We start from the raw sequence: 12727 nt of genomic DNA on the forward strand, positions 1-12727 counted from the left end.
TGAGTTCGTCCCTGGTACGGCCTCAGGGGAGCGGGGGTCCCGAATATCAGGGTCGGGCCAGGGTCGTCCCCGGTGCCGCGGCAGGTCACGGGCGGTCACCATGGACGCATGACGAGTTCGACGCCTCCGCTTCACGAGGCCCCGCCGACGGCGGAGGCCCCGTCCGCCCCGCCGCTTCGGCGCTCGCGTGCGAGCAAGGTCGTGGGCGGGGTCTGCGGCGGTCTCGGCCGGCACTTCGACCTCGACCCGGTGATCTTCCGTGTGGTGGTCGGTGTGCTGTCGGTGACCGGCGGCATCGGGCTGATCTTCTACGGCTTCGCGTGGCTCCTCCTCCCGCTCGCGGGAGACGAGGAGAACGAGGGCCGCAGACTCCTGACCGGCCGTGTGTCCGGGGCGTCGCTGGCGGCGGTGCTCCTGGCGCTGGTGGGCTGCGGGGTCTTCCTGTCGATGCTGCGCAGCGGTTCGATCCTGGGCTTCGCCATGACCCTCACCCTGGCGGTGTGCGGGGCGGCGGTGTGGTCGCAGCGGCGCAGGACGGCGAGCGGGGAGGCCGAGCTGCGGAGGGACGTGGCGGCGGCCATGGCCGTCGCCGAGGCCCCGCCGGAGACGAAGGCGCCCCCGCTGGTCGAGTTCCCGTCCTGGTGGAAGGACCCCATCGTGAAAGACGGTTCGACGGGCAGGATCGCCATCGGTTACCTCTGGGGCCCGCACGGCGTCGTGGACGCGGAAGGCCGGGTGAACGGCGAAGTGCCGAAGCCGGGAGGGCAGTGGGGCCCGGACGGCTCCGCGGCCGAGCGTCCGGCCCGTTCCATACGCCGCACCCCGTACTCCATCGGTGGCCTGATCCACCTGTTCGCCTGCCTCGCCGCCGTGCTGGGCACGGCCCTGACGTGGGAGACCGAGCCGCTGGGACGGAGCCTGCAGACGGGTCTGGTCGCCGCTCTCGCGGTGTTCGGCCTGGGCCTCGTCGTCAGCAGCTTCCTCGGCCGGACCGGTTTCGGCACCGTCTTCCAGACCGTGTCCACGGCCCTGCTCCTCGCCGTGGCGGTGGCCCTGCCGCAGCGGATCACGACCGAATGGGTGCGGGAGACGTGGCAGCCCGCCACGGTGAGCGCGGTGCGCGCGGACTACGAGGTGGGTACCGGGGTCGGCACACTCGACCTCTCGCGCCTCGCGGTACCGGCGGGCACCACCGTCGGGACCCGGGTGAACGTCGGCGCCGGGAAGGTCGAGGTGGTCGTCCCGAAGGACGTGGTGGTGAAGCTCCGCGCCGAGGTGGGGCTCGGTGACCTGCAACTGCCCGGGCAGCCGCCCGACGACATCGACATCGCACCGGACCGGGACGAGACCCGGACGCTCGCGCCGCCGGCCGGGACCGCCCCGGCGGGCACGCTGGACCTCTCACTGGAGGTCGGACTGGGACAGGTGGAGGTCATCCGTGCTGCTTCATGAGTTCCGCCCGGGCAGGCTCGTCCTCGGCCTGACGGCCCTCACCCTCGCCGTGGTCTACGGGGGTGACGCCGTGGAGGCCTGGGCCACGCCCTGGTACGGGGTGGTGCCGGTGCTCTGCGGCGGCCTGGGACTGGCCGGCCTGGTGACGTGGGTGGCCTATCGAATACGACGCCGTACGGCGAGGAGCCGGTCGAGCGAGAGCACCGGGGCGCCGGCCAGCAGCAACGGCAGCCAGGCCATCAGATAGGCGAGGTCGTTGCCCAGGTAGTAGGGAGCCACCTGCCAGCTCACGGTCAGCCACAGGCTCAGTGAGATCAGCGCGCCGCCGAGCGCCGCCATCCGGGCGAAGAGTCCGAGGAGGGTCCCGATCCCGACGGCGAGCTCGCCGAGGGCGAGGGCGTGTCCGAAGCCGGCAGGACTGTGGAGGGCGAGGTCGACCAGGGCGGGCACGGCGGAGCTGTCGCGGACCCCGCGCATGGTCTCGCCGATGGATCCGGTGCCGGTGTCGGCGAGGAAGGAGGCGTCGGTCAGCTTGTCGAGACCCGCGTACACGAAGGTGACGCCGAGGAAGATGCGGAGGGGAAGGAGGGCGTAGCGGGAGGCGGTTGCCTTCCACCGGGCGAGCGTGTCCCGGCGAGTCGAGCCGGACGCGGAACCACCCACCGAGCCGGACGCGGAACCACCCACCGAGCCGGTCGGGGGACCACCTGCCGAGCCGGTCGGGGAACCACCCACCGAGCCGGTCGGGGGACCACCTGCCGAGCCGGGGCTCGTGGCCGGAGCCCCGGGGGGCTTCCCGCCGCCCGCTCCGTCGTTCTGCCGGTCGGCCTGTCCTGTCATCGCCGGTCACCTCTCCACATAGCCGAACGGCTCCTCGCGGAACGATTCTCTCCGCAACCGGGCCGGGAGAGCACACGGGAGGCCCCGCGCCCCACGGCTCCGGTCCCCCGTCGCGCACGCGGCACGCGGCACGCGATCAGGCAGTCGGACGGACGGGCGTGGTGGCGGGTTCAGTCGAGGACGTCGATGGTGACCCGGTTGGTCTCGATGCCCGCCGCCGTCACGACCGACACCTCCACCCGTCCGGGCTCGACGTCGGCCGGGAGCGGGACGGTGAGCGCGGTGTCCGTGGGGTTGGCGAAGCCACCCGGGACCGGGACCAGGGGGACATGGGCGTGGACGGCGCCGATGCGGACGACGAGCCGGGTGAGGGGTTCCGGGGTGGCGGCGCCCGGCGGGACGAAGCCGCAGCCGCGGATCTCGATGTCGTCGCCCGTGCGGATCGGGGCGTCCAGGTCGCCGGCCTCCCGGGACCGGACAACGGCGTGGATGGCGGGGCGGACGCCCTCGGTGCCGGTGGCGGCGAGATGCCAGGCGGCGGAGACGGCGAGGAGGAGCACGAGCGCCCAGGGCAGCTCGGGGAGGCCGGTCGGTGCCGCGGCGAGACGGGCACCCGCGAGGACGAGGACGGTGCCGGAGACGAGGAGGTACTGGATGTCGGCGAGGCTGGCGCGGCCGCTGTCGTCGCAGACGAGATCGGCGGCGCTCGGGCGGTCGGCGGGCACCTTCTGGAGGCGCCGCGCCGCGATCCGGGCGGAGACGACGACACGGGAGGCGACGGTGAGGGCCGCGACGAGGGCGAAGACGGTGAGCAGAGCCGCGCCCCGGGCAGGGGCGAAGGCGGAGGCTCCGGGGGAACGGAGGGCCAGGAAGAGGAGGGTGTAGACGAGGAACAGGAGCCAGGTGGCGGCGACGCCCCGCGTGGTGGAGAGCCGGTTGTCCTCGCCGACGAGCGGTGCGAGCAGTCCGCCGCGGACCCGGTGGAGGTGCGCGGCACCACTGAGCAGGGCGGCCAGGATGAGGGCGGTGCAGAGGCCGGCGGTGCGGGCGGTGGTCCAGCCGGTTCCGGCGGCGGTGAGGGCCTGGCCGAGGAGCAGGACGAGCACGGCGCCCCAGGCCGTGGCGAGGCTGCCGAGGCGGACCCGGGCGAGCCAGGCCGCGCCGGCCTCGCGGCCCCGGTCGGTGACGGCCCGGGCGGACTGGGCCAGCTCGTCGGAGACCCACTGACGGGCGGCGACCGGGGAGTGGGCGACGGCGGCGGGCACGCCGTGGCCGGCGGCGAGTTCGTCGCGGCGTGCGAGGAAGGCGGCCACGGCGTCGCGGTGGCCGGCTCGCCCGCAGTGTGCGCAGCCGGCGCAGGCCGCCGGGTGCGCGCCGGACCGGACGCCGTACTGTCCCGTTTCTTGAACCGCCACGGTGCTCACTTCCCGAGCCCGTTTTCCGCCCGGGCTCACCTCGCGGCACGTGCCGGGGGTCCGAGGTGGCCCCGATCGGTCAACCGGCCGCTGATTCCCCGGAATTGTGTCGCACCCGAGGCTCCCGGCGCTGCCGCGTGCGCCCCACCGGAGGGTGATTGCCGCTCCATCCCATTGACGTACAGAAAGGTGAAGCGATGGTGTGACGACAGGAGTTCGGCCTCCGTGCGGGTGATCCCCCGTCCGGACGAGGCCCCGGACGAGCCCCGGGCCGCCGCCCCCGAGCGTCGGGCCGGACGCGGAGAAGCCGCCGTCCCCGGGCGGCGGGCGCGCGGGGACGACGGCTTCAGCGGCGGGCGGGAGAGGTCACTCCCACTCGATGGTGCCCGGGGGCTTGCTGGTCACGTCGAGGACGACGCGGTTGACGTCGGCGACCTCGTTGGTGATCCGGGTGGAGATCCGGGCGAGCACCTCGTACGGCAGGCGCGACCAGTCGGCCGTCATGGCGTCCTCGGAGGACACGGGACGGAGGACGATCGGGTGGCCGTAGGTGCGGCCGTCACCCTGGACGCCCACGGAGCGGACGTCGGCGAGCAGCACGACCGGGCACTGCCAGATCTCGCGGTCGAGACCGGCCGCGGTCAGCTCCTCGCGGGCGATGGCGTCGGCCTCGCGCAGCAGGTCCAGGCGCTCCTTGGTGACCTCGCCGACGATGCGGATGCCGAGGCCGGGGCCGGGGAAGGGCTGGCGCTGGACGATCTCCTCGGGCAGGCCGAGCTCCTGGCCGACCATCCGGACCTCGTCCTTGAACAGCTGGCGCAGCGGCTCGACGAGCTCGAACTCCAGGTCCTCGGGGAGGCCGCCGACGTTGTGGTGGGACTTGATGTTGGCCGTGCCGGTGCCGCCGCCGGACTCGACGATGTCCGGGTAGAGCGTGCCCTGGACGAGGAAGGCGACCTCCTCGCCGTCGGCGGCGCCCTCGGCGACGATCTCGGCCTGCGCCTGCTCGAAGACGCGGATGAACTCACGGCCGATGATCTTGCGCTTGGTCTCCGGGTCGGAGACGCCGGCGAGGGCGGTGAGGAAGCGCTCCTGGGCGTCGACGACCTTCAGCTGGACGCCGGTGGCGGCCACGAAGTCCTTCTCGACCTGCTCGGTCTCGCCCTTGCGCATCAGACCGTGGTCGACGTACACGCAGGTGAGCTGGGAGCCGATGGCCTTCTGCACCAGGGCGGCGGCCACGGCGGAGTCGACGCCGCCGGAGAGACCGCAGATGGCGCGCTTGGTGCCGACCTGGGCGCGGATGGCCGCGACCTGCTCCTCGATGACGTTGCCGGTCGTCCAGGTGGGCTCGATGCCGGCGCCGCGGTAGAGGAAGTGCTCCAGGATCTGCTGGCCGTGCGTGGAGTGCAGCACCTCGGGGTGGTACTGGACGCCGTACAGCTTCTTCTCGTCGTTCTCGAAGGCGGCGACCGGCACCACGTCGGTGGAGGCGGTGACGGAGAAGCCCTCGGGGGCGGCGGAGCAGGCGTCGCCGTGCGACATCCACACGGACTGCTCGACCGGGGTGCCCTCGAAGAGGGTGGAGCCGGCCTTGGTGACGTGCAGCGGGGTACGGCCGTACTCGCGGGCTCCGGTGTTGTCGACGGTGCCACCGAGGGTGGTCGCCATCAGCTGGAAGCCGTAGCACATGCCGAAGACGGGGACGCCCGCCTCGAAGATCGCGCGGTCGAGGCGGGGGGCGCCCTCCGCGTACACGGAGGACGGGCCGCCGGAGAGGATGATCGCCTTCGGGTTCTTGGCCAGCATCTCGGCCACCGGCATGGTGGACGGGACGATCTCGCTGTAGACCCGGGCCTCACGGACACGGCGGGCGATGAGCTGGGCGTACTGGGCGCCGAAGTCGACAACGAGGACTACGTCCGGGTTGGTGACGTCGGGCGCGGCAGCGGGGGGCGCTGATGACACTACGGCGGCCTTCCGGCGGTAGGAGGGGTTCCCCGAGAGGGGGCTATTTGTCGATTCTACCGGCGCGGCCGTGAATCTTTTCGTCTCACCATCCGAACCGGGGTTGGCCCGGCGGCCGGGCGGCGGTCCATACTGGGCGCATGCGCAAGCTCTCGACCTTCGTCTTTACCTATGGCACCGGCCGGTCCGGATGCCATGGTCGTGCTGCTTGAGCAACTGACAAGCGACTTCCGAGGCGCCCCGGGCCGACAAGGCCCGGGGCGCTTCGCCGTTCCCGGGCCGTGCCGCCCCGGGGCTCCCGGCCCGATTCCGTGAGGAGCCCCACCATGAACGCCGCGACCGCCGCCGCCCCCGCCCCCGCCGTCACGCCCGCTTCCGCCGTCACCCCGGCCGAGAGGACCGGTGCCCGCACCGACGAGGCGGCGGCGCTGATCGGTGACGCCCGCGAACGCATCGACGCCCTCGACGACCGGATCATCGGCCTCATCCAGGAGCGGATGGCCGTCTCGGCCGTGATCCAGGAGGCGCGGATCTCCTCCGGCGGCCGCAGGGTGAATCTGGCGCGCGAGATGGAGGTCCTCGGCCACTACCGGGACGCGCTGGGCAAGCCGGGTACGGCGCTGGCCATGACGATGCTGGAGCTGTGCCGGGGGCGCATCTGAGGGAGGTCCCGGATCTGAGTTCGGGCCCGCTCTCACCCGTACGGCGCGTGACCGGCGCGGAGCCGGCTTCGTTGGTCCGGGTGTCCGTGCCAGCCAGGGGCGGGCCCGTAGAAACCACGCGTGGCTTCGCTGGGGCGTGTGACGTACCTCCGGTACGTCGTGGGACCTCGCCCCAGCGCGCGTGACCGGACGGCAGGGGACAGCAGCCCGGTCACCCAGAAAGAGCGGTCGGTCCCGGGGACGCCCGGGGCCGGCCGCAACCGGATCCGCCGGTCGCCCGCCCCCGCGACCGCCAGCACCACTCGCAGCTCGCCCCTCACGGAAGGCGCGGTCCGTCGACCGCGCACCCCGCTCCCCTCCCCCACCGCGGCGCAGCCCCCGGCGCCGCCCTGCTCGGCACCGCCGCTGCCCTGACACCGGTGCCGATCCCGAGGGCCCCGTACCGCGACCGGAATCGCGGCGCGGGGCCCTCGCCGGTGCCCGGAACCAGGCACGCCCCGGAACGTGACGCGCGTCACATGAAGATCCCGCGCAACCGCTACAACCAATCGCTCCGATCGCGGGTCATCTATGCAGCAACACCAAAGCTGGAGGGGCGCTGCACTCGGAGGGGGGTGCAGCGCCCCTTCGTCGTGTCCCGCCCCTTCGTCTCAGGGCTTCTTCGGGGGGACCGCCGGGATGCCGAGGAACGGCAGCCGCAGGGCGCCGAAGGCCTCGGCCGGGACGGCGGGGGACTTCGGCTCGACCGGTGCCAGCCGCACGTACCCCTGTCCCTGCGGCGGACGCGGGTCCTCCTCGCCCTTGTTCGGCCAGAAGGACATCGCCCGCTCGGCCTGCGCGGTGATGGTCAGGGAGGGGTTGACTCCCAGGTTGGCGGAGACGGCCGCCCCGTCGACCACCGAGATGCCGGGGTGGCCGTAGAGCCGGTGGTACGGGTCGATGACCCCGGAGCCGGCGTCGGCGCCGATGGGGCAGCCGCCCAGGAAGTGCGCGGTGAGCGGGGTCCCCATGAGTTCGCCGATGTTGGAGCCGGGGAAGCCGTTGATCTCCTCGGCGAGGAGGGTGGCGGCCTGGGTCGCGGCCCGGATCTGGGTGGGGTTCGGCGCCCCGTGCCCCTGGCGGGCGGTGAGCAGCCCCTTCCCGATGCCGTCGGGCTTGCGGTAGGTGGTCAGCGAGTTGTCCAGGGACTGCATGACGAGGCCGATGATGGTCCGCTCCGACCAGCGCCGGTTGGAGAGGGAGCGGGCGGCCTGGGTGGGGTGCTTGAGGAGGTTGAGGAACCAGTTCCGCACCCGGTGGGCGCCGTAGGGCACCTGGAGGACGGTGAGGCTGCCCATGGAGTTGGAGCCCCTGCCGTACCGCACGGGTTCGATGTGGGTGTGGGCGTCGGGGTGGACCGAGGAGGTGATGGCGACCCCGCGGGTGAAGTCGGCCCGCTCCTTGCCGTGCTTCTTCCGGTAGCGGCGGTCCGTGGTCTGGGCGCCGACCAGGCCCTCGGAGTTGGTACGGGTCAGTTCGCCGAGCCGGTCCGAGATGCGGGGCAGCAGACCGGTGTCCTTCATCCGGTGCAGGAGGGTCTGGGTGCCGTACGTGCCGGCCGCGATGACCACCCGGCGGGCGGTGAAGGTCCGTCCCCGGCCCTTCTTCCGGTCGTCGGTGGGCAGTGTCCGGACGGCGAAGCCGCCCCGCGAGTCCTCGGTGACGGCGACCACGGAGGTCATGGGGTGGACCTCGGCACCGGCCCGTTCGGCGAGGTGGAGGTAGTTCTCGTTGAGGGTGTTCTTGGCACCGTGGCGGCAGCCGGTCATGCACTCGCCGCACTCGATGCAGGCGCGGCGCGAGGGGCCCGCGCCGCCGAAGAACGGGTCGGGCACCTCCCCGCCCGGCTTCGCCGTCGCCGCACTCGTGCCGTCCCCGCTCACCGCGTCCTTGCCGTCGCCGAAGAAGACGCCGACCGGTGCCATGTGGAAGGTGTCGCCGATGCCCATGGCCTGGGCGGCGGCCTTCAGGTGCACGTCGGAGGGGGTCGTCGTCGGGTTGAGCCGGACGCCCAGCATCCGCTTGGCCTGGTCGTAGTACGGGGCCAGTTCGGAGCGCCAGTCGGTGATGTCCTTCCACTGCGGGTCGTCGAAGAACGGCGCGAGCGGTTCGTAGAGCGTGTTGGCGTAGTTGAGCGAGCCGCCGCCGACCCCGGCGCCCGCGAGGACCATCACGTTGCCGAGCAGGTGGATGCGCTGGATGCCGTAGAGGCCGAGCGCGGGTGCCCACAGGAAGTTCTTCAGGTCCCAGGAGTTCTTGGGCAGTTCGTGCCGCGCGAAGCGGCGGCCGGCTTCCAGGACGCCGACCCGGTAACCCTTCTCGGTCAGCCGCAGGGCCGTGACCGAGCCGCCGAAGCCGGAGCCGACGACGATGACGTCGTAGTCGTACGAGCCGTCCTCGTCCTGATTTCGGGCAGGGGGAACCGCGGTCATGACTCTCCTCGTACGAAAAGGTGCGGAACGGACAGACGAGCGGAGCGCGCGACGCCGGAGCCGGCGGTCGGCCCCGGGACGGGCGTACGGGCGCGGGCGGCCGGGCTCAGCGCAGGCGCAGGGCCTTCATCGCCTTCAGCGACGCGGTCATGAACGCGGCGTACTTCTCGTCGTCCATCCCGAAGGACGGCGCGAGCGGGAGCAGCCGCTGCTGGGCGACGGTCTGGGCCTCGGTGTACTTGAGGATGCCCTCCGAGCCGTGGCGGCGGCCGAGGCCGGAGTCCTTCATGCCGCCCATCGGGGACTGCACGCTGCCGTAGGCGGGGGCGTATCCCTCGTTGATGTTGACGGTGCCGGTGCGCAGGCGGGCGGCGACGGCGTGGCCGCGGCGCGAGTCCTTCGTCCAGACGGAGGAGTTGAGCCCGTAGGGCGTGGCGTTGGCGAGCTCGACGGCCTCGTCCTCGTCGCGGAAGCGGTAGATCGAGACCACGGGGCCGAAGGTCTCCTCGGCGCAGACGGCCATCGGGGCCTCGACGCCGTCGAGGATGGTCGGCTCGTAGAAGAGGGGGCCGATGTCGGGGCGGGCGACGCCGCCGGCGACGAGCGTGGCGCCCTTGGCGACGGCCTCCTCGACGTGGCGGCTGACCGTCTCCAGCTGCCGCTCGCCGACGAGGGAGCCCATGTCGGCCCCGTACGCGAGGGAGTTGCCGAGCCGCATCGCCTTCGTACGGGCGGCGAAGCGGGCCACGAACTCGTCGGCGACGGACTCGTGCACGTACAGCCGCTCGATGGAGATGCAGAGCTGGCCGGCGGAGGAGAAGCAGGCGCGGACGGCTCCGGCGGCGGCCTTCTCGACGTCGGCGTCCTCGAGGACGAGCATGGCGTTCTTGCCGCCGAGTTCGAGGGAGACGCCGACGAGCCGGGCGGCGGCACCCTGGGCGACCTCGCGGCCGGTGCGGGTGGAGCCGGTGAAGGAGACGTAGTCGGCGTGCCGGACGACCTCGGGGCCGACGACCGGACCCTCGCCGAGGACGACCTGGAAGACCTCGGCGGGCAGACCGGCCTCGATCAGCAGGTCGCGGGCCCACAGGGCGGTGAGCGCGGTCTCGGTGTCGGGCTTCATGACGACGGCGTTGCCGGAGACGAAGGCGGGGAGCGCGTCGCCGACGGAGAGCTCCAGCGGGTAGTTCCAGGGCGCGATCTGGCCGACGACCCCGCGCGGCTGGCGCAGCTCGGTGACCTTGGTGAGGGTCGGTACGACACCGGTGTGACGCCGGGGGCGCAGGTAGGCGGAGGCCCTGCGTCCGTAGTGGCGGGCGGCGACGGCGACGGCCTGGACCTCCTCGTGGGCGTGCAGGCGCGCCTTGCCGGTCTCCAGCTGGATGAGGTCGAGGATCTCGCCCTGCCGCTGGAGGACGAGGTCGTGGAAGCGCAGGAGGACGGCCGCGCGGGCGCGGACCGGGGTCGCGGCCCAGACGGACTGGGCGGCGCGGGCCCTGCGGAAGGCCTCGGCCACGTCCTCGGGGGTGGACTCGGGCAGGTCCGTCAGTTTCTCCCCGGTGAAGGGGGTGTGGTTGGCCGTGCGGCCCGAGCCGACGACGCCGCGGACGAGGCGGGCGACCACCTCGGGCGTCACGACGTCGGCGGCCGTCCGGGCGCCGGCGGGCGCGGGGGCGACCGGGTTGGTCGCGCCGGCGGGGGCCGCGGGGCGGGCCGGCCGCGCCACGGTGGCGGCGTCGGCGTCTTCGGCGGGAACCGGGAGGGCGGCGGGGGCCTGCGAGTCCGTCATGAGGGCGAGAGTAAGCCGCCCCGGGGGCTTTGGGTACCCGTCGGTAACGCGTTTTCACCCCGCGCACACATCGCGCCAGCGATCACTGGCACATAAGCCCTGATCAGGGGCTTACGGCCGCCGACGGCCCCACACGGAGATTTTCGCGACTCCGGCGGCTGCCTCAGGAGGCCGGTCGGGAACCCGGCGCGCGCCAGTGCTGGAGCACGATGTCGAACTGCTCGCGGGTGGTGGCCCAGCTCGACTCCGGTGACGACATGTACACGGCATACTCCGTACCGTCGTCGCCGTAGTAGATCTGGTCGATGGCGTGCCGGGGGCCGGGGAAGGTCTTCTTCTCGGTCCAGGTGAACTCCCACAGGGCCGAGTGGACCTGGTCGCGGTAGGTGTTCTGGTGCAGCTTCACGCGCGCGTACCCCGGCAGCCGCGTCCGCACGGTGTCCTCCAGGTCGAGGGCGTGCAGGTACGGGTTCTCGAAGTCGGGGTCGCGGTCGACGCTGATCCGGATGCGGTGGCGGCCGTTGTCGGGCGTGTAGTCGATGTTGTCGCCGTCCTTCTGCCGCTTCCAGCCGTCCGGTACGAGGAGGCCGAAACCCGCCGGGTCCTCGACGCGGTGCCAGCCGGCCGGGACGGCGCCCGCCGGGCTGGTGGCGGGGGCCGTGCCGGTCGCGGTGGGGTGGGGCCCCGCTCCCTGGTCGCGGCCCGCGTACTGCATGGCGGCGAAGACCGCGCCGCCCGCGACGAGCCCCGCGAGCAGGGCGGCCAGGGCGGCGGTACGCCACCGGCCACGGGCCGAGGAGGGGTCGCCGGACCGCGGGAGACCGGGGCCGCGGACGGCCGGGGTGGTGGGAGGGCGCCCGGCCACAGGCCCGCCCGTGTCCGCGGGGCGCGGACCCGTGCCGTGCATTCCCGGCACCTGCGGCAGGCGGGCGGTGGTGGAGGGCCCGGTGGTCGGAGGGGCCGTCGTACGGCCTTCGGCGCCGGTCCCCGCCCCGGAACCGCCGCGGCCGGGGTCCCGGCCCGGGGCGTCGCCGTCCGGGTCCGCGGACGACGGGCCGGGGCCGGTGACCGGGGCGAGGTCGGCGCGCCGCACCCGCTGGGTCGGCACGTACGCCTGGGCGGTCCGCGGCGTCCGGCCCTCCATGGCGTCGAGCAGCATCCGTTCGGCCTCGTCGGCGCGCGGGCGCTGCTCCGGGTCCTTGCGGAGCAGCGCGACGATGACGGGGGCGAGGGGCCCGGCGTTCTCCGGGTGCGGCGGCTCCTCCGTCACGACGGCCTGCATGGTGCTGATGGGCGAGGTGCGGCGGAAGGGCGAGGCGCCCTCCACCGCGGCGTACAGGGTGGCCCCCAGGGACCACAGGTCGGAGGCGGGTCCGGGATCGCCGCCCCGTACCCGCTCGGGCGCCAGGTAGTCGATGGAACCGACGAGTTCACCGGTGCGGGTGATCGAGGAGTCCCCCTCGATCGCCGCGATGCCGAAGTCGGTGATCAGGACGCGCCCGTCCCTGGCCAGCAGGACGTTGCCCGGCTTGACGTCCCGGTGCAGCACGCCCGCGGCGTGCGCGGCGCGCAGGGCGCCGAGGACGTGGAGTCCGATCCGGGCCGCCTCGCGGGGCTCGATCGCCCCGGACTCCTTGGTGGCGTCGGCGAGGGACGGGCCGTCGACGTACTGCATGACGATCCACGGCCGGTCGTCGTGTTCGAGCACGTCGTGGACGGTCACCACGCCGGGGTGGGTGATGCGGGCGGCGGCCCGCGCCTCCTTCTGCGTACGCGCGTGCAGGACGAGCCGGTCGGCCTCGGCCACGAACCGGCCGGCCGTCAGCTCCTTGACCGCCACCACCCGGTGCAGCACCTCGTCGTGCGCGCGCCAGACCTTGCCCATGCCGCCGCGTCCTATGGACTCGGCCAGCCGGTACCGACCGTGGAGCAGCAGCCCCGCCCCTGTGCTCTGAGAATGTTCCACTTGCCCCCGCCCGTTCCTTCGGATGCCAGGTTACGGAGGGAGGTACACGGGGCGGAACCTCGGGGCTGGCAAAGGAACAGCACTGTGACCAGGGGCCCCTGAGGGAGCGACGGTTCCGCGCCGGTGACGGGCGGGGCCGGTGGCGGAGGCGGTGCCGGGGGCGG

Annotated in this window: 8 protein-coding genes; 2 read left to right on the forward strand and 6 right to left on the reverse strand. The window is 73.4% G+C overall.

Annotated features, from left to right (window positions below; translation table 11 throughout):
* The first annotated feature begins 108 nt into the window (after positions 1-108).
* Positions 109-1452, forward strand: coding sequence for a PspC domain-containing protein (locus ACFY60_RS09920; protein ID WP_388610853.1), 1344 nt, complete (start codon positions 109-111; stop codon positions 1450-1452).
* A 156-nt stretch (positions 1453-1608) separates the two neighbouring features.
* Here ACFY60_RS09920 and ACFY60_RS09925 read toward each other — a convergent pair whose 3' ends face one another.
* The 3 genes from ACFY60_RS09925 to guaA form a co-directional block, all read right to left on the reverse strand.
* Complete coding sequence (locus ACFY60_RS09925) at positions 1609-2115, reverse strand: DoxX family protein (RefSeq protein ID WP_388611043.1); 507 nt, start codon at positions 2113-2115, stop codon at positions 1609-1611.
* A 347-nt stretch (positions 2116-2462) separates the two neighbouring features.
* Positions 2463-3707, reverse strand: coding sequence for a hypothetical protein (locus ACFY60_RS09930; RefSeq protein ID WP_388610851.1), 1245 nt, complete (start codon positions 3705-3707; stop codon positions 2463-2465).
* Positions 3708-4073: 366 nt separating this feature from the next.
* Complete coding sequence (guaA, locus tag ACFY60_RS09935; RefSeq protein WP_309053568.1) at positions 4074-5675, reverse strand: glutamine-hydrolyzing GMP synthase; 1602 nt, start codon at positions 5673-5675, stop codon at positions 4074-4076.
* 326 nt (positions 5676-6001) lie between these two features.
* Here guaA and ACFY60_RS09940 point away from each other — a divergent pair, with 326 nt between their 5' ends.
* Entirely contained in the window at positions 6002-6337 is a 336-nt protein-coding gene (locus tag ACFY60_RS09940; protein WP_388610849.1) for a chorismate mutase, read from the forward strand.
* A 650-nt stretch (positions 6338-6987) separates the two neighbouring features.
* On the opposite strand, the gene ACFY60_RS09945 is transcribed toward ACFY60_RS09940, so the two are convergent.
* The 3 genes from ACFY60_RS09945 to ACFY60_RS09955 form a co-directional block, all read right to left on the reverse strand.
* Positions 6988-8808, reverse strand: coding sequence for a GMC oxidoreductase (locus ACFY60_RS09945; protein ID WP_388610847.1), 1821 nt, complete (start codon positions 8806-8808; stop codon positions 6988-6990).
* A gap of 106 nt (positions 8809-8914) precedes the next feature.
* A complete protein-coding gene (locus ACFY60_RS09950) occupies positions 8915-10597 on the reverse strand; it encodes a succinic semialdehyde dehydrogenase (protein ID WP_388610845.1) in 1683 nt (560 codons plus the stop codon).
* 163 nt (positions 10598-10760) lie between these two features.
* Positions 10761-12563 (reverse strand): protein kinase, encoded by a 1803-nt coding sequence (locus tag ACFY60_RS09955; RefSeq protein ID WP_388610843.1) that lies wholly within the window; start codon positions 12561-12563, stop codon positions 10761-10763.
* Positions 12564-12727: the final 164 nt, after the last annotated feature.

Source organism: Streptomyces sp. NPDC012827, from assembly GCF_042900905.1.
Taxonomy (GTDB): domain Bacteria; phylum Actinomycetota; class Actinomycetes; order Streptomycetales; family Streptomycetaceae; genus Streptomyces; species Streptomyces gulbargensis.

Coding starts and splice junctions, on each gene's coding strand:
- ACFY60_RS09945 (WP_388610847.1), bottom strand. CDS start 8,808: ATGACCGCGGTTCCCCCTGCCCGAAATCAGGACGAGGACGGCTCGTAC.
- ACFY60_RS09920 (WP_388610853.1), top strand. CDS start 109: ATGACGAGTTCGACGCCTCCGCTTCACGAGGCCCCGCCGACGGCGGAG.
- ACFY60_RS09950 (WP_388610845.1), bottom strand. CDS start 10,597: ATGACGGACTCGCAGGCCCCCGCCGCCCTCCCGGTTCCCGCCGAAGAC.
- ACFY60_RS09940 (WP_388610849.1), top strand. CDS start 6,002: ATGAACGCCGCGACCGCCGCCGCCCCCGCCCCCGCCGTCACGCCCGCT.